We start from the raw sequence: 24,765 nt of genomic DNA, 5'->3' as shown, positions 1-24,765 counted from the left end.
AATTAGCTCGGCGGTCGGACCGTCAAGTGTTTTCCACACGCTTATCTGCCATTCGTTGCTTCAAGAAAATCCGCGCAATTCGATACCACATGGTTTTGCTTGAAGCTTGAGGCTTGAAGCTTGCGGCTGCCTCAAAAATGAATGACGGTACGAATGCTCTTGCCTTCGTGCATCAGTTCAAAGGCCTCGTTGATCTGCTCCAGGCCCATGGTGTGGGTGATGAAGCTGTCCAGCGGGATTTCACCTTTCTGGGATTTCTCGACGTAGCTCGGCAGTTCGGTACGGCCTTTCACGCCACCAAAAGCGCTGCCGCGCCAGACGCGACCGGTGACCAGCTGGAACGGGCGGGTGCTGATCTCGGCACCGGCCGGTGCGACGCCGATGATGGTGGATTCGCCCCAGCCCTTGTGGCAGCACTCCAGCGCGGCGCGCATCAGTTGAACGTTGCCGATGCACTCGAAACTGTAATCCACGCCGCCGTCGGTCATGTCCACGATCACTTCCTGAATCGGCTTGTCGTGATCCTTCGGATTGACAAACTCATGCATGCCCAGCTCACGGGCAATACCTTCCTTGGCCGGGTTGATATCGATACCGATGATGCGGCTGGCACCGGCCATCTTGGCGCCGATGATGGCGGCCAGACCGATACCGCCCAGACCGAAGATGGCAACTGTTGAACCGGCCTCCACCTTGGCAGTATTCAGTACTGCGCCGATACCGGTGGTGACGCCACAGCCCAGCAGGCAGACCTTTTCCAGCGGTGCTTCCTTGGGAATCACGGCAACCGAGACTTCCGGCAGTACGGTGTACTCGGAGAACGTGGAGCAGCCCATGTAGTGGTAGACCGGCTCGCCGTTGTAGCTGAAGCGGCTGGTGCCGTCTGGCATCAGGCCCTTGCCTTGGGTGGTGCGCACCGAGCTGCACAGGTTGGTCTTGCCGGACTTGCAGAATTTGCACTCGCGGCATTCGGCGGTATACAGCGGAATCACGTGATCGCCGACCTTCACCGACGTCACGCCCTCTCCGACCGCTTCGACCACACCGCCGCCCTCGTGACCGAGAATGCAGGGAAACACGCCTTCGCTGTCTTGACCGGACAAGGTATAGGCATCGGTATGGCAGACACCGGAAGCGACGATGCGAATCAGCACCTCGCCAGCCTGCGGCGGCGCAACGTCGACTTCAACAATCTGCAGGGGTTCATTCGGTGCAAAGGCCACAGCGGCGCGGGACTTGATCATGGGATTCTCCATTGGATGACGGAAGTACAGGCTGGCAAGTGTAGTAGAGAGCTGTTTCGTGGATAATCACCCGCCAGAAAAAACATTATTGCCCCACAGGGATAATCCATGAGCAACTGGGAAGGTATCGACGAATTTGTCGCCGTAGCCGAGACTGGACACTTCACTGACGCTGCCGCTCGCCTGGGTGTTTCCTCATCCCATGTCAGCCGCCAGATTGCCAGACTGGAAGACCGCCTGCAGAGCCGCCTGTTCTATCGCAGCACCCGCCGCGTCAGCCTGACCGAAGCGGGCCAGACCTTTCTGCAACACTGCCAGCGGCTGATCGACGCCCGAGACGAAGCCCTGCAGGCCATCACCGACCTGGGCAGCGAGCCCAAAGGGTTGCTGCGCATGACCTGCGCGGTGGCCTATGGGGAGAGTTTCATCATGCCGCTGGTCAATGACTTCATGCAGCAGCACCCGCAGCTGCGGGTCGAGATGACGCTGACCAACCAGACCCTGGATCTGCTGCACGGCAGCTATGACCTGGCCATTCGTTTGGGCCGGCTGCAGGACTCAAGCCTGATCGCCACACGTATTGCGCCGCGGCATATGTACCTGTGCGCAGCACCGTCCTATCTGGAACGTTTTGGCGCACCGCACAGCCTGTCGGAACTGCCGCGCCACAACTGTCTGATCGGCAGCAGCGACGTCTGGTCGTTTCAACAGCGCGGTCGCGAACTGCCTGTGCGCGTGCAGGGCAACTGGCGCTGCAACAGCGGTCAGGCGGTGCTGGATGCAGCCCTGCGCGGTTTTGGTCTGTGTCAGCTGCCCGACTATTACGTGCAGGAGCACCTGCGCAGCGGCTCCCTGCGTGCCCTGCTGCCTCAGCACCAACCGCCACACACTGCAGTCTGGGCACTGTATCCGCAGCAACGGCATCTTTCCCCCAAGGTTCGGCAACTGGTCGACCACCTCAAACAAGGCCTTGCCCGACGGCCAGAATACCAGCACAGCAGTTAACCACTGCCGGACAAAGCGCCTTCTCTACGGCCCCAAGAAAAAGGGGCCGAAGCCCCTTTTCCATGAGTCAATCAACTCAGTTGAGCTGCTGCGCACGCTCGCGCAACTCGGTATCGGTCTGCATGCGCGAGGCGATTTCATTGTAGCGCGCAACCTCAATACCGGAGCTCTCAACCGCCTCAACCATTTCCTGCTGGGCATCAAACTGCAATTGCTGCGCCTGTTCCTGATCACTGGCCGCCCTCAGTTCGTCGGTCAGCTCCTGGCGAATCTCGTTGACCTTCTCTTCTGCGCTGACGAACTTTTCCAGATCGGATTCAGACACGGGCGCAGCTGCCGCAGCCGCGGACGGTTCGCCATATTGCTGGCCAGCGGCTCCACCCGCGGTTTGCGCAATAGCGAACGGAGCACCCGCACTCAGGGTCACAACACACAGAGCAGCGGTCAGTTTTTTCAGATTCATCATGGTGCTTCTCCTTCTTTGAAGTTCACCAGTCACACAGCAGAGACCGTGCCAAGAATCCAAAAAAAACATAACCACATGATTTATATAAATAAAAATAAAAATCGAACAAATAAGACCACACCGGATCCGGAACTATCACCCACCAAAACGTATCCTTTTTAAACATGAGCAAAAAATATCCGTTCAAATATGACCCGCTCGCCCGGACAGGCATCAGTGGCCTGCAACGCACCGTCCTGCTGTTTGTAGTGCTGCCCCTGCTGCTGCTCACGGCGCTCGGCATCCGCTTCGGTCTGGAGCAGGCAAGCCAGTTTCAACAACAACGCCTTAAAGATGACCTTGAACTGATTGGCCGAGCCATCAGCATCCCTATTGGCAATGCACTGCGCGAGGGTGATCAGCAAGCGATCGAAGCGGCATTGAGCTCGGTCTTCATCATCGGCGAGGTCTACGGCGCGTCGGTGTTCGATGTGAATGGCGTACGTCTCAGCGCAGCAGGAACCACCGAAAGCGACCTGTCGCGCACCACCATTCCTGACCTGATCGTCTCCACCGGCCAAGCCCAACAGGGGTTCAGTCGAGTAGACGGGCGCAACCTGTTCTCCCACTTCATGCCGTTGTTTGATGCTGGCGGCAATATTCAGGGGTTGATTCAGATCAGCCGGCGCGCCAGCGACTTCGGGCGGGCGCTGGATCAACTGGAGATCATCGCTTGGCTAGCCTGGGCGGTACTGGCTATTGGCATTATCTGCGCGGTCATGCTCGGCCACTACGGCGGCGTCGGGCGCCACGTGGACCATCTGCTGGAGCATATGCGGCATGTGGCGGAGGGTCATCACGCTCACCGGGCGGCGCTGGAAGGTCCAACCGAGGTCGCCTCCCTGGCTCGCGGCTTGAACCAGATGCTAGACAGTATCGAGCAGGCGCAGCAGCAGCTTGATCAGCACCGTCTGGCGGAAACCCGCCTGCTCGCGCAGCTCAAGGACCAGGAAAAGATGGCCGCCATCGGCGGTATGGCCCGAGGCGTCGCCCATGAACTTGGCGCCCCGCTGAGCGTCATTGATGGCCGCGCTCGCCGCCTGCAGCTAAACACCGATACAAGCGCCCCCCAGACGCGCGAACTCAGAGCCATTCGCGCCCAGGTTGCGCGACTGACCCGCACTGTTCGCCAACTGCTCGACTACAGCAGGCCGAGCGCAGTGCAACCGCGCGTTACCTCTTTACGGCAGATCCTGGACAGTGCCACCGCGGCCATAACGCCAGAGCTGGACGATGCTGGACGCCACCTGGAGGTACTGCCTCTTGCCTCAGCCCGCCTGCCCAACATCACTGTCGACCCGGCACGGCTTGAGCTCGCCCTGCTCAACCTGCTGCGCAACGCGCTACAGGCGAGCCAGTCATGTCTTAGGGTAACGGTAAGTCAGCAACAGGATTACCTGCGCATCGACATCGAAGACGACGGCCCGGGCCTGCCCGAGGCGACGCATGCGCAACTGCTGGAACCGTTCTTCACGACCAAGCCGCCTGGCGAGGGCACCGGACTGGGGCTGGCAATCGTCGATACCATCGTCGAAGAACATAACGGCACGCTGCACCTGGGCAGCAGCGACCTTGGCGGCTGCCGAGCCACCCTGCTGCTACCGACCAACAGAGAGAGAGCCGCATGAGTCACACCGAACACCTGCTACTGATCGAGGACGACCCGGGGCTACGTGAACTACTGCAAGAGGAGCTGGAGGCCGAAGGCTACCGCGTCACCGCGTGCCCCAGCGCCGAAGCCGCTCACGCCCCGCTTGAGCAGGGCGATATCGACCTGCTGATCAGCGATCTGCGTCTGCCAGGTGCCGATGGCCTCAGTCTGCTCCCTGTCGCCCAACGCGCAAGCCCCACTCCGGCAATTCTTATCATCACCGCTTTCGGTTCCGTTCAGCAGGCTGTGCAGGCGCTGCAGGAGGGGGCAGACGACTTCCTTACCAAACCCCTGGAAATGGATCATTTTTTGCTGACAGCCAATCGGCTGCTGGAAAATCGCCGCCTGCGCCGCGAAGTGCAGCGCTACCGCTCAATCATGGCCCTTGAGCAATTCCACGGGATCATCGGCCAGAGCAGCGTCATGCGCAGGCTTTTTCAGGATATTCGCCAGGTAGCCGACGCCGATGGCCCGATTCTAATCCAAGGTGAGAGCGGTACCGGCAAGGAGCTGGTCGCTCGCGCAGTGCATGAGCAAAGCGCCCGTGCCAGCGCACCTTATATGGTTGTCAATTGCGGCGGCATCCCAGGCGAGCTAATGGAGAGCGAGTTCTTTGGCCACGCCGCCGGAGCCTACACAGGGGCACGTAAAGCACGCGCCGGCTTGTTCCAGCAGGCCGACGGCGGCACCCTGCTGCTTGACGAGATAGGAGAAATGCCGCTCGCCCTGCAGGCCAAGCTATTGCGCGCCCTGCAGGATGGCAAGGTGCGCCCGGTGGGTAGCGACCACGAAATCCAGTTGAATGTGCGTGTAATCGCCGCAACCAATCGCCAGTTGACCGACTGCGTTGCCGACGGCAGCTTCCGCGAAGACCTGTTCTACCGGCTAGAAACATTCACCCTGCAAGTTCCGCCCTTGCGTGAACGTATCGAAGATATTCACGCGCTGGCCGACTTCTTCCTGGCCCGATTCAATGCCAGACAACAACGTCTGATCAAAGGCTTCAGCGACGACGCTCGAGCAGCGCTGCAGCGCCATCCGTTCCCAGGTAATGTGCGCGAGCTGGAGAATGCAGTCGAACGCGCGGCTACCTTCTGTGCCGGCAACCTGATCGAGCTCGTCAATCTGCCGGAGCGCCTGCAGCAGAACAAACCACACTCCCCCTGCGCACCAGCGGTACCGATGCTCGACAACCTCACCGGCGAAGCACTGGACCAGCTCCCCAGCCTGGAGACGATACAACGGCAATACATCCACCAAGTGCTCAGCGCGACCGGTGGCAACAAGCGTCGCGCAGCCGACATTCTTGGCATCACCCGGCGCACCCTCTACCGCTGGATAGAATGAGCGCAGCCGTGCAGGACGGCCGCGCTCTGGGTTACAGTAGGCCCGAATCCCCAATAACCGCTCAACTCAGGAGCACAATGTGGCAAGCGCCCTGCGGCTGAATGCCCTGCTGGACCATCAGTTCCAGCAGGGAGACCGTCTTCTTTGCACCCTGCGCAACGAATTGAAACTGCTCGATGGCCTGTGCCGTACGCTAGGTGTCACCGAACTGAGCCAGTTCGTCGATACCACCGCGCTTGAGCTGCAGGCCGCCGTTGCCATGCTTGGTGAAGAAGGGCGCACAGAAGCGTTGCCGGACGTTGATCCAGCAACCGGTCAAGTGTGGGGCATAGAAGACGTGAGCTGGCAACCGGTTGCCGCAGGCATGAGTACGCTGGAGGCGCTGGAGCAGCACCTGCGCAAAACCCCGCACAGTGGCCTGAACAGCGCCAAGGTGCGCGACCTGCTCGATGAACTGGGCTACTGCACGACCCTGCTAACGCCGCTTGAGGCCGAAGGTGCCCAGTTTCACTTGGCGCTTGAGGATCAGGGCTAGAGACCAACAATATCGCAGCGCTGGGCCGGCACCACCAAAGCGTTATTCAAATGGAGGCAATGCCGCACCGGCCACCGGCTTGTTTGCCGCTGCCCAGGCATCAAAGCCACCCAGAATCGACAGGACTTCCAGGTAGCCCATCTCCTGCAAGGCGCTGGCGGCAAGCGCCGAGCGGCCACTGTTCTTGCAGTAGAGCACCAGCTTCTGATCGCGGGACGACAGCACAGGATCATTACTGAGCCGAAATTCCAGCAACCCACGGGGAATATTGATTGCGCCTGGAATATGGCCAGCCTGAAACTCGTCCGCCTCGCGCACGTCGATCAGCACATCAGCAGCCTGAATGGCGGCATCCGCTTCCGTCAGGTCAACCTCTTTGATATGCGCCTTGGCGGCGGCTACCAGGTCATGGGCTGTTTTCATAGGTCACTCCAGTAGGTTGAACATGGCAGACTCAAGCCCGCAGAGACCGCACCGGCAACAGCGGGTAGCCGCACGCCAGGCCCCTGCGACAAACAATTAAGAAAAATATAAACTTTATTTTCATTCTATGCATAGCACAAAAAGAAATAAGAAGTTCGCCGCCACAGACCGGCCTGAGAAACTGTCTGAAAACCCGCGCTATCCTTGACCAAGCAACCCGGCGATACGCTTGCGTGTCTCCGCCATCAGCTCAGGTAACTGCTCACGATCATAGCTGCTGGCGTCCAGCGGCTCACCAATGTGTACCGAGACCTGCTGCCCGAGGTTGAAACGCCAACTGCGCGCGGGCAGCACGTTGTGAATGCCACGGATGGCGACCGGAACGATGATCGCGTCGGTATCCAGCGCGAGGTGAAAGCAGCCTTTCTTGAAGGGCAACAGCTCGGCGGTACGCGAGCGTGTACCCTCAGGCGCGGCCCACAGCACAATGCCCGACTCCATCATCTGCCGCGCGCGTGACAGATCGGCGAGCGCCCGCTCCCGATTGTGGCGATTGATCGAGGGAAACTCCGCCAGTCGCATGGTCACCCCGAGAACCGGAATACGGTACAGCTCGGCCTTGGCCAGCATGCGAATGGAGCCAGGCAGGGCAACAAAGCTGACCGGAATATCGTAGTGGCTGGCGTGGGTGCAGAGCACCATATAACGGCGGCCGTCGGAGAAGTCCGGCGCCTTGCCAAACACGGTCACCTGCAACCGAACCAGACGCAGCAGCTTGCTGGCCCAGCCCCGCGTATACCGATCAACGCGGGCGCGATCCAGACGACGAAAGGCCGCTCGCCACAGCACATCCAGACAATATCCCAGGGTAACCAGCACGGAGCCGACCACCACACCAACGCGGCGCAGCAGAGTGGCAGATTCAGCAACGGGCGACAGACTCAGCATGACAACTCTCTAGTTATGACGCCGCGAGCGGCGGACGCGATCAGGTCGCACAGAGTGCCACAACTGCATTATCGGTGGTCAAGCATCGGCTAACAGTCCCGCCCATCAATCAACCCCCAGTCACGCAACTGGGCGAGACAACCCGCCACGTCGACCTGATCACGCTGCGCATCGTGCAGAAACAGCTGCGCGTACTGTTCGTGCACACCGGTGCGCAAAAACAATGCCAGCAGGACCGCATCAATATGCCGGTCCTTCGCCATGAACAGCATGATTCTGACGGCTTCAGACAGAGTCTTGGCCGGCTTGTAGGGACGATCGCCCGCTGTAAGCGCCTCAAAAATATCGGCAATGGCCAGCACCCGATCCTGCACTGAAAGCTGATCTTCGCCGAGCCTGCGCGGATACCCGGCGCCATCCAGCCGCTCATGGTGTGTCGCGGCCAACTCCGGCACGCTTCTCAGATGCCGCGGGAACGGTAAGGTACTGAGCATCATCAGCGTCTGCACAATATGGTCATTGATCTTGAAGCGCTCCTCGGCGGTCAGGGTGCCGCGCTGGATCGACAAGTTGTAGAGTTCTCCGAGGTCGAAGCTGTACTCGGGCGGGTCCATATCAAAACCCCATCTGTTACGCGGATCATCCTTGGCCACCGGCGGCTTCCGGTCGCCCCAAGGCACCTTGTGCTCGGGCTTGTCGCTGATGAGGTGCTCCACTACCGGCAGTGCTGGCGCAGGCACGCCCTCGAGTCGCTTCAACTCCTCATGGGACAGACCCAACCGGTCATCGAAGTGCCTGGTCCAGGTCTGCTCGGCAATCCTGCCCAGCCGTTCTATGTCATCCTCTTGCATGAACTCGCCACCAACATTGGCCCTGGCGACCTCGGCAAACTCTGCCTGCAGCCGTTCATGGGTTTGCGCCAGCTCGATCGCCAATTCGTGCTCATCACGGCCGCCGACACGCCCTTGCCAGTAGCGAATTTCGGCGTCACGCCATAGCACCTCGAAGCGGGTTCGAAGTTCATGAATTCGGTTGTAGAGCGTTTCCAGCTTGGTTGCCTTGTCGACAACATATTCCGGACTGGTGATCTTGCCGCAGTCATGCAGCCAGGCGGCGATACGAAACGCATAGAACTCCTCTGCGTCCATCGAGAAGCCCGCAAGCGATCCGTTATCGGCCCCAAGCGCGCGATTGATCAGCATTTCCGCCAGCTGTGGAACCCGGTCACAGTGCCCGCCAGTGTAGGGAGACTTGGCGTCAATCGCCGTAGCCAGCAGGCGGATGATCGACTCCAGAAGGTGCTGCTGACCCTCAAACAACTGGCGCGTTTCAATCGCTACGGCCAGCGTCCCGGACAAGCTGTCCAGGAACTGCCGAAGACTCTTCACGGCCGCCGCCGGCAAAGCGGGAGACACCTCCAGTACCAACACCCCCAGCAGCACCTCCTGGCGATCACGCAGCGCCAGGGTCAGATAGCGATGCTCACGATCAAGACGGGTCGACAGTACGCGGGCGGGGTCAGACCGCAGCGCCTCATCCAGTTTCAGCGACTGCGGGTAATACTCACTGTTGATGCCGCTGGCCAGTATCAACTCGCCACTGTCCTCCTCGAACAGAAACACGGCACCACCGCGCCCCTTGGCCATCTCGATAAGATTCTCCAGCACCACATCCAGCATGCGCTCCAGTCGTGTTTCACGACTCAGGGCCAGCGATATCTGCTGAAAGTGGTGAATCGCACCAGCCATGCGCCCCAGCACCCCACCCAGATCGCTCACTTCACGGATACGCGAGCGCACTCTGATGCTCTGACTGAAGTCCATGTCCGCCAGTTTGCCAACCTGGTCAGCCAGCGCCTTTAAAGGTCCGCCCAGACGCTGCCCCAGCGCCCAGCCGATCATGACCAGAAGCAACATCATCAGCAGCGCCAGCACCGCCTGCTGCTTCAGGATAGAAATAACACCGGACAGCAACTCACTGGCGGGAATGGCGATCAACACCCGCCCCAGGTCTTCGGCGAGACGGGTCAGCGGCAGGCTGATCACGTACCAGTCACCGTCATCCCGCGACAACAGCTGCACTTGCGAGAAGCCCGTCCGCATGGCTGCCAGCTCGCTGAGCACCGGCACCTGCAGCTCCTCAAGCGTCGCCAGCCGGGGCGCATCTGCCCCCTCAAGCACAATCAGCCGTTCCAGGTCAGGGTAGGCAACAACGCGTTCGCCGCGCACGATGGCCATCTCGGTCCCCGGCGTCAGGTGCATATCCTTGACCTCAACCGCAAGATCATCCACCGCCGCATCCAGCCCGATGACCGCAGCTGTAAGCATGCTGCGCTGCGCCATCGTCAGCCCAACCTGATGGGTGGTAAAGAACAGATAGGGTTCTGTCAGAACAACGTCGTCAGACTGCTGCGCCATCTGATACCAGGGCCGGGTCCGAGGGTCGAAGCGGTATTCGGGTACCGGCCTACTGCCAATCTGATGCAGCGACAGATCGAAAAACAGCCACCTGCCGCGCATTCCGTCACTGTCACGCTCGATAGATTGCACCAGAAAATGCGTACCTGCGGGCAACTGGTATCCGTCTATCCCGCCCTCCGGTACCCGGCGAACCAGAAAGAACTCCCCATCGGGATAGCCGGCATAGACAGCACTTACGGGGCTCCCATCACGCACCAGTTGAACCAGCGCCGGCAACCTGCCGACCCGATCGGAAAGGTTGTCGGCGCTCACCAACGGATCGTGCACCAGCATTCGCAGAGCGTTTTCGCCGGGCGAGAGCAACCTCTCGGCGCGTTCGTCCAGCAGCGAGCCAACCTGGTTAGCCGAATCGGACGCCGCTGCTACCAGCACGGCTCTAGCCCCCCGGTACCCCTGAAACGCCGTGACCACCAACATGGCGAGCAGGCAGACAACAATGGAGACCGCAATAAGTCCCTGAAGCGTTATCCATGGACGTGTCTTCTTCATCTGCCGCCCTTGCTCCCTGAATGGACTGCATGCTGTTGCAATAATAGGCTGAGCATAGCTCAGCGAAACCAAACCGCTGCGACTATTCAGACCTCTCGGCAACAGACATTGTCAATCATGCATCGTACGGATATTCGTCACTTCGGCTGGTGAATACGCATGCGACAATCGCGCCATCACGGCATCGATTTGCCATAGTGTCGGCTTATGATTCTTTGGAGAGCAGTATGCAGCAGACACATCAACAGCTGATCAAGGTCAACGGCATAAGGCTTAGCGTGCATATCGCCGGCCCAGAAAGCGGCAAGCCGGTCTGGCTGCTGCACGGTTTCCCCGAATGCTGGTACTCCTGGCGCCATCAAATCGCAGCACTCGCGGCGCAAGGCTACCGCGTCTTTGCTCCCGAGATGCGCGGTTATGGCGCAACCGAAGCACCGGAAGCGGTCGAGGCCTACGATCTGATCACCCTGTGCGCCGATATCCAGGGCGCAATGAACCATTTTGGCCATCAGCAGGTGGCCATGATCGGGCATGACTGGGGCGCACCGGTCGCCTGGCACCTGGCGCTGCTGGAGCCAGCGCGTGTCAAGGCGGTCTGCGGCATGTCGGTCCCCTTCGGCGGGCGGCCCAGGCAGCCGGCCATCAACATGATGCGCGAGGCCTACAAGGACCGCTTCCATTACATTCTCTACTTCCAGAAGCCAGGTCTTGCCGAGGCCGAGCTGGCGTCTGACATTCCGCGCACCATGCGTCTGATGATGCACGGCCTGGACAGCCAGGAGGGTGGCGCCCTGGTGCAGGACAAGCCAGCCGACGCGGCCTGGCTGGACGACTACAGTGATCCGGGAAAGCCCCCTGCGTGGTGCTCGGAAGAGGCCTTCGAGGTCTACGTCAAAACCTTTGAACAAAGCGGCTTCCGCGGCCCGGTCAACTGGTATCGCAACTTTGAGCGCAACTGGGAGCGCACCGAGCAGCTGGCAGGCCGTCAGATCGAACAACCGGCGTTGTTCCTGATTGGTGACCGCGACCCGGTCGGTATCCTTGAAGCCTATACCATCAAGAAAATGCCGGGCGTGGTGCCGAAGGTTGAGCAACACGTCATTGCCGACTGCGGCCACTGGATTCAGGCCGAGAAGCCAGACGAGGTAAACAGCTTCCTGCTGCCCTTCCTGGAACACCACTTCCCCGCAACCTGACAGGGAGACACACAATGAGCCTTTGCGACCTTAGCAATAAGCGCATCCTGCTGACCCAGGCCAGCGATTTCATGGGGCCGGCGCTGCAGCGTACGCTGGAGAGCTGCGGTGCTGAGATTATCGCCGACACACGCGATTTTCTGGACCCGAAGGCGCCGCAGAAGCTGATTGCCGAAGCCGGCGAGTTCGACGTGCTGCTGCTCAACCTCGGCGTTCCTGCACCGAGCACACCTGCCGATCAGGTAGCAGACGAGGAATGGGGCCTGCTGTTTCGCCACATGGTCGATCCGCTGCCGCGCTTCGCCCGTGCGGTTCTGCCTGCGATGACTGAGCGCGGCCACGGCAAGATTCTGCTGATGGGCAGCGCCTCGGCCCTGCGCGGCATGAAGCGCGCCTCCAGCTACAGCGCCGCCCGCGGCGCGCAACTGGCCTGGGTCCAGGCGGTGGGCGCCGAGGTCGCCGCCAAGGGCATTCAGGTCAATGCCATCGCGCAGAATTTCGTCGACAACCCGACCTATTTCCCCGCCGAGATCCAGGCCAACCCGGCCTTCCAGGCCCGACTGCAACGGGAAGTCCCGCTCGGCCGTCTGGTGTCGGCAGAAGAAGACGCCCACTTTGCCGCCTACCTATGCTCCGACGCCGCCAACTGCTTTGTTGGCCAGGTGTTTCCGGTCTGCGGCGGCTGGAGCCATTAAGGAAAATGTTCATGCAAAGCACCATCCCGACCATCATTCGCAAGCGCTTCTGCGGGCCGCCAAATAGCGGCAACGGCGGCTATGTCTGCGGCCTGTTGGCCAACGCCATGGCCGAGCCCTGCCAGGTCACCCTGCACGCACCGCCGCCGCTGGATACCGAACTGCAGATTGTTCGCGACAGCGACGGTGCTCGCCTGCTGCAGGGCGACACCCTGCTCGGCAGCGCCAGACCCTACCAGCTTCAGCTGACGCCGCCTGCTGCGATCAGCCTGGCCGACGCCGAAGCGGCGCGGCCACGGTTCAGCGGCTATGAGGAGCACGGGCTGCCCGGCTGCTTTGTTTGCGGCACCAACCGCTGCGAGCACGACGGCCTACTATTGCATACCGGTCCAGTGACCGGCCGCGACAGCACCGTGGCCTGCCCCTGGACGCCCGACAGCACACTGGATGCGGGAGACGGTACCGTGGCGCCGGAGTTCATCTGGGCAGCTCTGGACTGCCCAGGATACTTCGCGGTCAGAGAGCATGCAGGTACCGCCCTGCTTGGCCGCTTCGCGGCGCATCTTGAGCGACCGATCAAGGTAGGAGAGCAACTTGTGGTAGCCGGCTGGGCCATTGCCCACGACGGACGCAAGCATCAGGCCGGCACGGCCCTCTACGACGCCGCTGGCCAACCCGTAGGCTGGGCCGAAGCGACCTGGATCAGCTTGCAGAAACAGGCCGCCTGACGCCTTACTCAGCGCTCAGGTAGGACGACCGCGTCAGGCCGAGCCGCAGCGCATCCACAAAGCGCGTGCGCTCGGCCGGACTCAGGCGGGCGCCGGAGACCTTGTCGCGATACAGCGTCACCAGTTCGTCCGGGGCAAAGTGCACGTAGCGCAACATGTCTTCGATGGTATCGTGGGTTTCGATACCACCGTGCACCACCTTGCCGTCCGGGCGCAGGTATACGTTAACCGAGTCGGTATCGCCGAACAGGTTGTGCATGTCACCCAGAATCTCCTGATAGGCGCCGACCAGGAAGATACCCAGCAGATAGTCCTCACCCTCGCGCAGATCGTGCACCGGCAGACTATTTTCAATGCTCTGTTCATCCACGTAATGGCGGATCTTGCCGTCGGAGTCACAGGTCAGATCCTGCAGCACCGCCCTGCGCAGCGGCTCCTCCTCTAGGCGATCCAGCGGCATGATCGGCAGTACCTGATCAATCGCCCAGGTATCGGGCAGGCTCTGGAACACCGAGAAGTTGCAGATGTACTTGTCGGCCATCTTGTCGTTCAACTCGTCCAGCACCTGACGATGCGAGCGCTGGCGCGCCTTCAGCAGGGTATGCAGACGATTGCACAACGCGTAGTAGCACTGCTCGGCCAGCGCTTTCTCCGACAGCGTCAGCTTGCCCTCAGCGTACTGCGCCGCTACATCCGCCATATAGTGGGTGGCCCGCCAGTAGGTCTCGGTCACCATCTCGACATCGTGCTGGTCCTGCAGCCTGACCAGATTGCGCACCACCAGCGGCAACGCCTCCAGATCATCAATCTGGGGCATGACGTCGTTGTAACGCTCAACATCGGTTACCTGCACGATCAGCACCGCATGGTGCGCGGTCATCGCCCGGCCGCTTTCGGAAAAGATATGCGGGTGCGACAGGCCCTGCTCATCGCAGAAGTCGCGCAGCATGCCGACGACGGTCTGGGCATACTCGTTGACGTCGTAGTTGATCGAGCTGGCATTGCGCGAATGGGTGCCGTCGTAGTCGACCCCCAGCCCACCACCAACGTCGATATGATCGACCGGCAGACCCAACGCACGCAGCTCGCCGAAATAACGAATGGCCTCACGGAAGCCATGCTGGTAGTCGGCCAGATTGGCAATCTGCGACCCCATGTGAAAATGCAGCAGGCGAACCCCATCCTGCAAATTGGCCGCGCGGAACGCCTCTACCACCCGCAGCAGTTGCGCTGCCGACAGCCCAAACTTGGATTTCTCCCCGCCGGTGTCGGCCCACTTGCTGGACGCCAGCGATGACAGGCGCACGCGCAACCCAATGTTCGGCGTCACCCCGAGCTTTTCGGCTTCCTCGATCACCAGCCGGACCTCGGACTCCTTCTCGATAACGATGAACACCTTGTGACCCAGCTTCTGGCCGATCAGCGCCAGATGGATAAACTCGCGATCCTTGTACCCATTGCAGACGATGGTGCCGCCCTTGGGCGCCAGCGCCAGCACTGCCATCAACTCCGGTTTGGAACCGGCTTCCAGGCCGATCGAGACGTTCTCGGTGGCGATGATGTTCTCGACTACGGCTTCCTGCTGGTTGACCTTGATCGGATACAGCGCGGTATAGCCGCTGCCGTAGCCCAGCGACTCGATATTGCGATCAAAGGCACCGGTCAACTGCCGTACCCGTGCCTGCAGAATGTCCGGGAAACGCACCAGCAGGGGCAGGTCCAGCCCGCTTTCGCGCAGCTGACCAACCAGCTCATGCAGGTCAATACCCGTGCCTTCCGGACCACGTGGCATGACCTCAACATGACCCTGTTCATTAACGTTGAAATACCCGGCACCCCAGTGCCGAATGCCGTAAACACTGCGGCTGTCGGCCACGGTCCAGGCAGATGCATCTTCTTTGCGCGAACGTCGAACAGGTCCCATCGCTTCCTCACTTTACTCAGTCACTGGCTCGCCATTGTGAACGCCGATAATGACGACAGTTCCGCAGGTCCATGCGTCACAGGATAAGCGAAAAGCGGATGACTCGCAGCGACAGTCATCCGCCGGCCATAACAGAGCATTTGCGCACTGGATAACCCTAGGGTGGCTGCTGAACGCTGGTTTACCGTAAGAATCGACACAACAACCTCCGATTTACTTACCTCGAGGAGCACCCCCTATGCAGCACTATTTCAGTCTGACCGGCCGTACCGCGCTGGTTACCGGCGGCAGCCGCGGCATTGGCCGCATGATCGCCCAGGGCTATCTCGAAGCAGGCGCCCGGGTCATCATCTGCTGCCGCAAGATTGCCGAGGGCCAGCAAACCGCCGAGCAACTGAGCCAATACGGCGAGTGCATCGCTCTGGCTGCAGACCTCTCCACCGAGCAGGGCGCCCGCCAGCTGGCCGAAGACGTGCAGGCAATCACCGACCGACTGGACATTCTGGTCAACAATGCCGGCACCAGTTGGGGTGCCCCGCTGGAGGAGTTCCCGGTATCGGGCTGGGAAAAGGTCATGCAACTGAACGTGATTTCGGTGTTCAGCTGTATCCAGCAACTGCTGCCGCTGCTGCGCAGCTCCGCCAGCGCCGAGAACCCGGCCCGCATCATCAACATCGGCTCGGTTGCCGGCATCAGCTCGTTCGGCGAACAGGCCTACTCCTACGGCCCGAGCAAGGCGGCAGTGCATCAACTGTCACGCAACCTGGCCCGAGAACTGGTGAGCGAACATATCAACGTCAACGTCATTGCGCCGGGCCGGTTCCCGAGCAAGATGACCAGCCACATTCACTCCGATCCCGACGCCATGGCCGAGGATTGCAAACACATCCCAATGAAGCGCTGGGGACGCGAAGAGGAGATGTCCGCCCTTGCGATCATGCTCGCCGGAACTGGTGGAGCCTATATGACCGGCAACATCATCCCCATCGATGGCGGCTTCACCCTGTAACGCCCTGACGTACTGCTTTTGTCACCCGCTCTGACGAGCGGGTGCGCTCCCTCCCGCGACGCCCTTCCCCTTCTTACCGATGCCCGATGCGCGAATCCGGGCGCAGGCCTTGCCGCAGCTGGCTTTCCGGCAAAATCTTTATACTAAAAAACACTTTCATTACAGATCTATTTAACAGCTATAAATATATGGCATGCGAGCAAATCCCATAAAAATCAGCACTTACAGCCGGTTGAGATAATTTTTTGGATATGTTTATTATTAAAAAAGCATTTATGCATAAGCATTAGGAACCCGTTTTGGACCTTACACCCGTAACACTACGAAAGCCTGAAAGCACGGATGGCTATGCCCTTAACAGCCTGGTCGAGCGCTGCAAGCCGCTGGACACCAACTCGGTGTACTGCAACCTGCTGCAGTGTCACGACTTCGCTGATACCGCCATCGCAGCCGAAACGGCAGACGGTGATCTGGTCGGCTTCATTTCCGGCTATCGCCCGCCGGCACGCCCGGACACGCTGTTTGTTTGGCAGGTTGCGGTAGACCGCCGCATGCGCGGCCAAGGCCTGGCCCTGAAGATGCTGCTGGCGCTTGTCGAGCGCCTGCGCCCGACCGGCGTCAGCCGCCTGGAGACCACCATCTCCCCCGGCAACGCGGCATCCGAAGCCCTGTTCAAGAAGGCGTTTCGCCTGCTCGGCGCCGACTACAGCACCGAAGTGCTGTTCTCGCGCCAGACCCATTTCAACGGCGAGCACGATGATGAAGTCATTTATCGCGCCGGCCCCTTTACCCAATCAGCACCCAACGACGCTCAGCACTGAGACCAGGAGAGTTCATGAATACCTTTGAACAGTTCGAGAAAAACGAATCGGATATTCGCAGCTACTGCCGCTCGTTCCCGGTGATTTTCAAGCAGGCCCGCGGCGCGGAGCTGATCACCCGTGAAGGCAAGCACTACATCGACTTCCTCGCCGGTGCTGGCACGCTGAACTACGGCCACAACAATCCGGTCCTGAAGAAGGCCCTGATCCAGTATCTGGAAGATGACGGTCTGACACACGGACTGGACATGTATTCCGATGCCAAGGAACGCTTTCTGGAAACCTTCAACCGGGTAATTCTGCAGCCGCGCGGCCTGGACAAGTACAAGGTTCAGTTCAGCGGACCGACCGGCGCCAACGCCGTTGAAGCAGCCCTGAAGTTGGCTCGCAAGGTAACCGGCCGCAGCAATATCATCAGCTTTACCAATGGCTTCCACGGTTGCACCATCGGTGCACTGGCTGCCACCGGTAACGGCCATCACCGCGGCGCTGCTGGCGTACCGCTGACTGACGTCAGCCGCATGCCCTACGCCAACTACTTCGGTGACAAGGTCAACACCATCTCCATGATGGACAAGATGCTCAGCGACCCGAGCAGCGGTATCGACAAGCCGGCCGCAGTAATTGTTGAGGTGGTTCAGGGCGAAGGCGGCCTGAATACCGCATCGGCCGACTGGATGCGCAAACTGGAAAAGCTGTGCCGCAAGCACGACATGCTGCTGATTGTTGATGACATTCAGGCCGGCTGCGGTCGAACCGGCACCTTCTTCAGCTTTGAAGAGATGGGCATCAAGCCAGACATCATCACCCTGTCCAAGTCGCTCAGCGGTTTCGGTCTGCCATTTGCCATCGTCGTCATGCGCAACGAGCTTGATCAGTGGAAACCGGGCGAACACAACGGCACTTTCCGCGGCAACAACCACGCGTTTGTTACCGCAGCCACTGCCATCGAGCATTTCTGGTCGGACGACAGCTTCGCCAAGAGCGTCCAGGCCAAGGGCCAGCACATCCGTGAAGGCATGCAGAAAATCGTCCGCAAACACGGCCCCGACTCTCTCTACATCAAGGGTCGCGGCATGATGCTCGGCATCAACTGCCCGGACGGCGATATCGCTGCCGCCATCTGCCAGGAAGCCTTCGCCAACGGCCTGGTAATCGAAACCAGCGGCAACCACAGCCAGGTCGTCAAGTGCCTGTGCCCGCTGACCATCAGCGAAGAGCAGATCGACAAGGCACTGAAAATTCTTGATGCCGCCTTTGCCAAAGTCATGGCAGAGCAGGTAGCCAACCAAGCTTCGTAAGGAACCCGAATCCATGATCGTACGTACACTGCAAGACTGTGAAAACTCCGAGCGCCGTGTCGCCACCGAGACCTGGGAGAGCACCCGGATGCTGCTCAAGGACGACAACATGGGGTTCTCGTTCCACATCACCACCATTTATGCCAACAAAGAGACCCACATCCATTACAAGAACCATTTGGAGTCGGTCTACTGCATGAGTGGCAACGGCGAGATCGAGACCCTGTCCGACGGCAAGGTCTACCAGATCCGACCGGGCACGCTCTACATCCTCGACAAGCACGACGAGCACATGCTGCGTGGTGGCACCGAGGACATGAAAATGGCGTGCGTCTTCAACCCGCCGCTCAGCGGCAAGGAAGTTCATGACAAGGACGGCGTCTACCCCGTCGACATGGATTGAGTCGCACCCGCCCACGGGCATGATCCAAGCGCCCTGCCCAGATGGCAGAGCCGAATTGAAGATCATGCCGGCCGGAGTAGCGCCGAGATGGATGGCGACTCCGGCAGCGGTGCACGGCAATAGTGACCGCGTCCCACAGACCGCGCGTCTGATGCAACAAATAGATGCACTCAGACATCTATTCCGACGCCAGCTTGATGTGGATAATCTGCCGGCTGCGCCCAAGGGGCAGCAACAGACCGGTACACGCGGCGGAGCATGAGGCTCCGACCTGCCGATGGCAGGCCAGCATTCACCAACGACAGAAACCAGGACCATGCATACAGTAGAGAAGATCGGCGGCACTTCAATGAGCCGCTTCGAGGAAGTACTGCAGAACATTTTCATTGGCCAACGTCAGGGTGCTGAGCTGTACCAGCGCATTTTTGTGGTCTCTGCCTATTCGGGCATGACCAACATGCTGCTCGAACACAAGAAGACCGGCGAGCCAGGTGTCTACGAGCGCTTCGCCGACGCCCACAACGAAGACGCCTGGCTGGAAGCCCTGGACAACGTCCAGCAAGCAATGACCGCCAAGAACGCCGAGCTGTTCAAGGGCGAGTACGAGTTGCAGGCTGCCAACCGCTTCATCGAAGGCCGCATCAGCGACGTTCGCGACTGCATGGTCAGCCTGCAGCAGCTGTGCTCCTACGGCCACTTCCAGCTGACCGAACATCTGATGAAGGTACGCGAAATGCTCGCCTCACTGGGCGAGGCACACAGCGCCTTCAATACTGTTCTGGCGCTGAAGAAGCACGGCATCAATGCTCGCCTGGCCGACCTGACCGGTTGGAACCAGCGCGAACCCAAGGCCTTTCAGGATATGGTCCGTGACAGCTTCGCCGGGATCGACTTCAACAGTGAACTGGTTGTTGCAACCGGCTACACCCATTGCAGCGAAGGCCTGATGAACACCTTCGACCGCGGCTACAGCGAGATCACCTTCGCCCAGATTGCCGCAGCTACCGGCGCCAGTGAAGCGATCATCCACAAGGAATACCATCTTTCCAGCGCCGACCCGGCTCTGGTTGGCGTGGACAAGGTCGTAACCATCGGCCGGACCAACTATGACGTAGCGGATCAACTGTCCAACCTGGGCATGGAGGCGATTCACCCGAAGGCCGCGCGCACCTTGCGCCGTGCTGGTATTCACCTGCGCATCAAGAATGCCTTCGAGCCGGAACACCAGGGCACACTGATCAGCCAGGATTACTGCAGCGAAAAACCCTGTGTCGAGATCATCGCCGGCCGCAAGGATGTCTTCGGCATTGAGGTGTTTGATCAGGAAATGCTCGGCGACGTCGAATACGACCTGGAAATCACCCGCCTGCTCAAGCAGTTGAAGCTGTACGTGGTCAACAAGGACTCCGACGCCAACAGCATTACCTACTACGTTTCAGCATCACGCAAGATGATCAACCGCGCCTCACGCCTGATCGAGGAGCGTTATCCGATGGCCGAGGTCAACGTGCACAACATCGCCATCGTCTCGGCGATCGGCTCCGACCTCAAGGTCAAGGGCATCCTGGCCAAGACCGTAGCGGCGCTGGCCGAAGCCGGCATCAGCATCCAGGCGGTTCACCAGTCGATCCGTCAGGTCGAGATGCAGTGCGTCGTGCAGGAAGAGGACTACGACGCTGCCATCGCAGCCCTCCACCGGGCGCTGATCGAGCCGGAAAATCACGGCGACGTCATCGTCGCTGCCTGACGCCAAAAGCGGCAAGGCATTGCACGAACCCGGCTCCGGCCGGGTTCGTCGTTTTGGCCACTGCACTCGGCAAAACCGCGCCAAGTTCGATATAGTCTGCGCAGACGAGGCTGCCGTGAGCGGCCATGATTGGCCCCACACACGGATAATGGAACGCGGTTGTGATTGAAGCAGTCTGGATTGCCTTTGCTTTTGGCCTGGGCCTGCTGTTGAAGCAGGCCGGCCTCCCTCCCCTGATCGGCTACCTGGGAGCCGGTTTTGCGCTCTCGGCGCTGGGGGAACGTGTTGGTGTGGGCCCGGAAGACAGCTATGTGCTCAATCACATCGCCCACCTCGGCGTATTGCTGCTGCTCTTCACCGTCGGCCTCAAGCTCAAGGTAAAGAATCTGGTACGTCCGGAGGTGGTTGGCGGCAGCCTGCTGCATTTCGGTATTTCCAGCGCGCTGTTTTTGCCAGCCTTCATGTACGTCCTGGATATGCCGGCGGGCGAGGCCATCCTGCTGGCCATGGCGCTGTCGTTTTCCAGCACGGTACTGGCTGCAAAGGTACTGGAAAGCAAACGCGAGCTGCGTGCATTTCATGGCCGGGTAGCGATCGGCGTGCTGATCATGCAGGATCTCATCGCGCTGGTAGCCATCAGCGTGGCCAGCGGCAAGACTCCGTCAAGCTGGGCGCTGATGGTCCTGATCCTGCCGCTGTGCCGGCCACTGCTGTTTAAGCTGCTGGACCTGAGCGGCCGCGAGGAGCTGATGGTTCTGCTCGGCCTGCTGCTGGCCCTGGTAGTCGGCGGCGTCGGTTTTGAAGCGCTGGGGCTGAGCTCGGAACTGGGCGCATTGGCCTTTGGTGCAATGCTGGCCAATCACAAACGCGCCGGCGAACTGTCGCAATCACTGTGGAGCCTCAAGGAAGTGTTTCTGGTCGGCTTCTTCCTGCAGATTGGGCTCGGCGGCCTGCCTGACCAGCACGCGGTCGTCTTTGCACTGGTGATGGCATTGCTGCTGCCATTGAAAGCCGGGCTATTCTTCCTGCTGTTTGTCGGCTTCAAACTGCGTGCGCGCAGCGCCTTCCTGAGCAGCCTGACGCTGACCAACTACAGCGAATTCGGTCTGATCATGGCCAGTCTGGTGCTACCCGCCTGGCTTGTGCCACTGGCGCTGACAGTGTCGTTTTCGTTCATCATATCGGCACCACTGAACCGCGTTGCACATTCGATATACGAGCGCATCGGCCCCTCGCTGCGGCGATTCGAGCGCGACATCCGCCACCCGGACGAGCAGCCAATCACTCTGGGGGACGCGCAGGTACTGGTCATGGGCCTGGGTCGCACCGGTCGAGCCGCCTACGACAACCTGGCCGAAAAAGGCTATCGCATCATTGGTCTGGATTCAGACCCGGTCGCTGTGGATACCAGCCTTCAGGCAGGGCGCAGCGCGCTGTTCGCAGACGCGGAGGACCCGGTGTTCTGGCAGAATCTGAACATGCCCAACATTCACTCGGTCATCCTCGCGATGAACGACGCCGAAGCCAAGACCATCGCAACCCAAAAACTGCGGGCACGGGGCTTCGACGGACTGATCGTATCCCATGCCATGTACGAGGACATCGCCCGCCGGATCATTCAGGCTGGCGCGGACCATACCTACCTGACCATGAGTGAGGCCGGCACGGGCCTGGCAGAGCATGTTGCCCGCAGCATCCAGGAGCGCAGCGCGCTACTGGCCGAAAACGCCAGCAGCACCTGAACCGGAATCAGCCTTCCAGCAGGAATTTGCGCACGGCCGCGGCCGCCGCGGCCGGGTGCTCAAGCATGAAACAGTGACCACCTGCAGTCTGGTGCGCGCGAACATGACGGTTACTGGCCGCCAAACGGCGGGCGGAACGAATCACAAACGGATAGGTTCGATCGCCGAAGATAATCTCCGTTGGCGTCGTCAGCCGTCTTAATGACGACCACAGCGCCGATGGCATACTGCGAAAGACCTCTGCCTCTCTTTCCGGCTTGCAGCACAACTCGACACCGCCAGTCTCCCGATCCCGCAGAGCGTGCGCGATGTGCGCCTCAAAAGCCGTTTCATCCCAGCCCTTGAACATGCCGCGATTGTGCAACCCCGCATGCGCGGCGGTACGATCTGGCCAATAGTCCCTGCGCGCTGCAGCCCGCTTGGCTACCGAGTGGTCATCCAGGCCAACGAGTGCCAGCCCACGGCGCAGGGCAATCAAGCCCGGCGGAAAGAACACCGGATCAAGCAGCACCGCACGCTCGAACAGGGTCGGCTGGCGGGCCATCATCAACGCCGTCAACACTCCACCAAAGCTATGACCACAGGCCATGCGCGGCACATCTTCAAACAGGGCCCCCTGCATGCTGAAAGCCTCGGCAGCCAGCTCGGCGTTGCGATTCCAGCCAACAAAGCGCCCGCCGTGATCGCTCTGCCCGTGTCCCTGCAGGTCACACAGCCACAGATCGAACTGCTCGGCCAGCAATCCCAGCATAGGCTCATAGGTTCGGGTGCAAAAACCGTTGCCATGCAGAAAATGCAGCACGGGTTTGCCACTCGGCCGACTGTGCCAGCCTCGCAGGGTAAAACCGGCACTACCTCGATGTGCCCAGGCCACCAAATCCATTAACACGCCCCCCGGAAAAATAAGTCAGCCAGTCTAATTCGGCAGTTTGCGGCTGTCAGCGGCATACCCGTCTGTTAATCTGGCAATTCGGCCTTGATGATGACACCTGCATGTTCAACACGACAGTATCCGGCTCGGGACCCGTTCTGGTCTGGGCACATGGCTTGATGCACTCCATGGACTTTGAGACTCGCACCGGCTGGTTTCATCCCGCCGCAGAGGATGGGGTATGTCGAGTACGCTACGATGCACGCGGGCATGGGCACTCACCGGGAGGCACAGACAGCGCCGCCTACCTGTGGAGTGCACAGGCTGACGACTTGCTCGCCATTGCCAGCGCGCACACGGCGTTGCCGCGCGCACTGGGCGGCCACTCGATGGGCGCGGCCAGCGCACTGCTCGCAGCCCTGACAGCCCCCGAGCTGACCTCCTGCCTCATTCTGGCCACCCCGCCAACCGCCTGGCAGACACGCCCCAAGCAGGTACGCCGCTATCGGCAGATGCAACGTATCATCGAGCAACGCGGCCTGACCAGTCTGGTCAACCTGACAATGCAAAACCCCGCCCTGCCTGACTGGCTGCTGCAAGCCCATCCGGAACACGCCACCGCGTCACAACAGGCGCTCAGCACGATGCACGCACCAACACTGACCGCCATCCTCGAGGCGGCCTGCGCCTGCGACCTGCCAGACAGCAGCACACTGCAACAGCTGAAGGTTCCAACACTGATTCTGGGCTGGCGCAATGATCCGATTCATCCTGTGCAAAGCGCGGAGCTCCTGGCTGAAGCACTGCCCGTAGCGGAGTTGCACATCATTGACAGCGCCAGCGACCTGCAGCGCTGGCCGCTGCAGATCAGCGAGTTTGTCCGCCGGCACACAGCAGGTTAGGCGCTACTCCAGGCTGTAATCGATATTGGTCACCACTCGAATTCGCTTGATCTCCGGAGTAAACGGATCGACATCATCAATCGAAAAGTAGCCTTGGGAGGCGCGCCGGATAGCACCAACGGAGGTGCCGGAGTCGCGGGCAAACTGATCCGCAGCGGCTCGCGCGTCACGGGTGGCGTCCGCAATCATGTCCGGCTTGATCGAGTCCAGCTGGGTGAACAGGAAGGTGGGCTGAAATTCATAACTCTGGGTAAGCGCGACCCCCGACTTGACCAGCTCCCCGACCGTTTGCATGCCTGCCTTGACGCCATTCACATCCGCCGTGCGAACCAGAACCGTCACCTCGGCCCGGTAGCGTTCGGGCGGCAGATTAGCCCCGTAACTGTTGGCGTGCTGATCGACTATCTTGGGCATCGACAACTGAATGTCCTGCTCTTCGAACCCCTTTAGCAGCAGAAAAGACCGTACCAGCCCCTGCTGGTATTCGACGTCTGCCTGAAGGCGATCAAGGCTGTCGCCCGCAACGCTGAAATTGATCGGCCAGAGAGCCAGGTCCGCAGGCAACTCACGCTCCGCCAATCCTTTGACACTGACAATCCGGTCGGCCCCTCGAAATTCGAGCAACCCGGTTTTCAGACTAAATCCGATAAAGACCAGCGCTCCTGCCAGCAGCACCGCTGCCAACACCGAGCCTGAGGACACACGCGCAACTCCCGCCATGACAACTCTCCGAATACCGGTAAATTTGGCACAAAGCCGACTTCAATCGGCGTTTGCAATCTTGGCCATCCCCCTTAGA

General features: G+C 60.3%; 22 protein-coding genes. 14 read left to right on the top strand and 8 right to left on the bottom strand.

Features of this window, described 5'->3' with window-relative positions:
- Positions 1–131: 131 nt before the first annotated feature.
- Positions 132–1,244 (bottom strand): S-(hydroxymethyl)glutathione dehydrogenase/class III alcohol dehydrogenase, encoded by a 1,113-nt coding sequence (locus tag B7O88_RS02485; RefSeq protein ID WP_088273601.1) that lies wholly within the window; start codon positions 1,242–1,244, stop codon positions 132–134.
- A 108-nt stretch (positions 1,245–1,352) separates the two neighbouring features.
- Between B7O88_RS02485 and B7O88_RS02480 the strand changes: the two genes are divergently transcribed.
- On the top strand, positions 1,353–2,249 hold the full coding sequence (locus tag B7O88_RS02480; protein ID WP_088273600.1) for a LysR substrate-binding domain-containing protein: 897 nt from the start codon (positions 1,353–1,355) through the stop codon (positions 2,247–2,249).
- Positions 2,250–2,325: 76 nt separating this feature from the next.
- On the opposite strand, the gene B7O88_RS02475 is transcribed toward B7O88_RS02480, so the two are convergent.
- Positions 2,326–2,715 (bottom strand): DUF4168 domain-containing protein, encoded by a 390-nt coding sequence (locus B7O88_RS02475; protein WP_160003126.1) that lies wholly within the window; start codon positions 2,713–2,715, stop codon positions 2,326–2,328.
- Positions 2,716–2,879: 164 nt separating this feature from the next.
- On the opposite strand from B7O88_RS02475, the gene B7O88_RS02470 reads away from it, so the two are divergent.
- From B7O88_RS02470 to B7O88_RS02460, 3 genes are all read left to right on the top strand, one after another.
- Positions 2,880–4,382, top strand: a complete 1,503-nt coding sequence (locus B7O88_RS02470; RefSeq protein WP_088273598.1) for a sensor histidine kinase — start codon at positions 2,880–2,882, stop codon at positions 4,380–4,382.
- Entirely contained in the window at positions 4,379–5,752 is a 1,374-nt protein-coding gene (locus tag B7O88_RS02465) for a sigma-54-dependent transcriptional regulator (protein ID WP_088273597.1), read from the top strand. The genes B7O88_RS02470 and B7O88_RS02465 overlap by 4 nt, the downstream gene beginning before the upstream one ends.
- A gap of 79 nt (positions 5,753–5,831) precedes the next feature.
- A complete protein-coding gene (locus B7O88_RS02460) occupies positions 5,832–6,287 on the top strand; it encodes a hypothetical protein (protein WP_088273596.1) in 456 nt (151 codons plus the stop codon).
- 42 nt (positions 6,288–6,329) lie between these two features.
- On the opposite strand, the gene B7O88_RS02455 is transcribed toward B7O88_RS02460, so the two are convergent.
- The 3 genes from B7O88_RS02455 to B7O88_RS02445 form a co-directional block, all read right to left on the bottom strand.
- On the bottom strand, positions 6,330–6,710 hold the full coding sequence (locus B7O88_RS02455; protein ID WP_088273595.1) for a rhodanese-like domain-containing protein: 381 nt from the start codon (positions 6,708–6,710) through the stop codon (positions 6,330–6,332).
- A gap of 198 nt (positions 6,711–6,908) precedes the next feature.
- Positions 6,909–7,658 carry a lysophospholipid acyltransferase family protein gene (locus B7O88_RS02450; RefSeq protein WP_088273594.1) on the bottom strand — a complete coding sequence of 250 codons (750 nt, stop codon included), beginning with the start codon at positions 7,656–7,658 and terminating at the stop codon, positions 6,909–6,911.
- Between the two features lie 89 nt (positions 7,659–7,747).
- On the bottom strand, positions 7,748–10,627 hold the full coding sequence (locus B7O88_RS02445) for an HD domain-containing phosphohydrolase (RefSeq protein ID WP_088273593.1): 2,880 nt from the start codon (positions 10,625–10,627) through the stop codon (positions 7,748–7,750).
- A 227-nt stretch (positions 10,628–10,854) separates the two neighbouring features.
- Here B7O88_RS02445 and B7O88_RS02440 point away from each other — a divergent pair, with 227 nt between their 5' ends.
- Genes B7O88_RS02440 through B7O88_RS02430 form a run of 3 tightly spaced genes read left to right on the top strand, consistent with a single transcriptional unit; the run spans position 10,855 to position 13,246 of the window.
- The gene (locus B7O88_RS02440; protein ID WP_088273592.1) at positions 10,855–11,823 is read left to right on the top strand and encodes an alpha/beta fold hydrolase; all 969 of its coding nucleotides are present in this window, start codon (positions 10,855–10,857) and stop codon (positions 11,821–11,823) included.
- Positions 11,824–11,837: 14 nt separating this feature from the next.
- Positions 11,838–12,518, top strand: a complete 681-nt coding sequence (locus B7O88_RS02435) for an SDR family NAD(P)-dependent oxidoreductase (RefSeq protein ID WP_088273591.1) — start codon at positions 11,838–11,840, stop codon at positions 12,516–12,518.
- An 11-nt stretch (positions 12,519–12,529) separates the two neighbouring features.
- Positions 12,530–13,246, top strand: coding sequence for a hypothetical protein (locus tag B7O88_RS02430; protein ID WP_088273590.1), 717 nt, complete (start codon positions 12,530–12,532; stop codon positions 13,244–13,246).
- 4 nt (positions 13,247–13,250) lie between these two features.
- Here the strand turns inward: B7O88_RS02430 and speA are convergent, their stop codons facing one another.
- A complete protein-coding gene (gene speA / locus B7O88_RS02425) occupies positions 13,251–15,170 on the bottom strand; it encodes an arginine decarboxylase (protein ID WP_088273589.1) in 1,920 nt (639 codons plus the stop codon).
- Between the two features lie 238 nt (positions 15,171–15,408).
- Between speA and B7O88_RS02420 the strand changes: the two genes are divergently transcribed.
- The 6 genes from B7O88_RS02420 to B7O88_RS02395 all read left to right on the top strand — a co-directional run bounded on the left by B7O88_RS02420 (position 15,409) and on the right by B7O88_RS02395 (position 22,193).
- Entirely contained in the window at positions 15,409–16,179 is a 771-nt protein-coding gene (locus tag B7O88_RS02420; RefSeq protein WP_088273588.1) for an SDR family oxidoreductase, read from the top strand.
- Between the two features lie 299 nt (positions 16,180–16,478).
- Complete coding sequence (gene ectA / locus B7O88_RS02415; protein WP_088273587.1) at positions 16,479–17,000, top strand: diaminobutyrate acetyltransferase; 522 nt, start codon at positions 16,479–16,481, stop codon at positions 16,998–17,000.
- Between the two features lie 14 nt (positions 17,001–17,014).
- Entirely contained in the window at positions 17,015–18,301 is a 1,287-nt protein-coding gene (gene ectB / locus B7O88_RS02410) for a diaminobutyrate--2-oxoglutarate transaminase (RefSeq protein WP_088273586.1), read from the top strand.
- A 13-nt stretch (positions 18,302–18,314) separates the two neighbouring features.
- Complete coding sequence (locus B7O88_RS02405) at positions 18,315–18,704, top strand: ectoine synthase (protein WP_088273585.1); 390 nt, start codon at positions 18,315–18,317, stop codon at positions 18,702–18,704.
- A gap of 316 nt (positions 18,705–19,020) precedes the next feature.
- Complete coding sequence (locus tag B7O88_RS02400; protein WP_088273584.1) at positions 19,021–20,451, top strand: aspartate kinase; 1,431 nt, start codon at positions 19,021–19,023, stop codon at positions 20,449–20,451.
- Between the two features lie 161 nt (positions 20,452–20,612).
- A complete protein-coding gene (locus tag B7O88_RS02395; protein ID WP_088273583.1) occupies positions 20,613–22,193 on the top strand; it encodes a cation:proton antiporter family protein in 1,581 nt (526 codons plus the stop codon).
- Between the two features lie 7 nt (positions 22,194–22,200).
- On the opposite strand, the gene B7O88_RS02390 is transcribed toward B7O88_RS02395, so the two are convergent.
- Positions 22,201–23,076 (bottom strand): alpha/beta fold hydrolase, encoded by an 876-nt coding sequence (locus B7O88_RS02390; RefSeq protein WP_088273582.1) that lies wholly within the window; start codon positions 23,074–23,076, stop codon positions 22,201–22,203.
- Positions 23,077–23,186: 110 nt separating this feature from the next.
- Here B7O88_RS02390 and B7O88_RS02385 point away from each other — a divergent pair, with 110 nt between their 5' ends.
- Positions 23,187–23,966, top strand: coding sequence for an alpha/beta fold hydrolase (locus B7O88_RS02385; protein ID WP_088273581.1), 780 nt, complete (start codon positions 23,187–23,189; stop codon positions 23,964–23,966).
- A gap of 3 nt (positions 23,967–23,969) precedes the next feature.
- On the opposite strand, the gene B7O88_RS02380 is transcribed toward B7O88_RS02385, so the two are convergent.
- Entirely contained in the window at positions 23,970–24,686 is a 717-nt protein-coding gene (locus tag B7O88_RS02380; protein ID WP_088273580.1) for an SIMPL domain-containing protein, read from the bottom strand.
- Between the last annotated feature and the right edge of the window lie 79 nt (positions 24,687–24,765).

This window comes from Halopseudomonas aestusnigri (assembly GCF_002197985.1).
GTDB classification, from domain to species: domain Bacteria; phylum Pseudomonadota; class Gammaproteobacteria; order Pseudomonadales; family Pseudomonadaceae; genus Halopseudomonas; species Halopseudomonas aestusnigri.
This window is presented reverse-complemented; position numbering and strand designations above follow the sequence as displayed.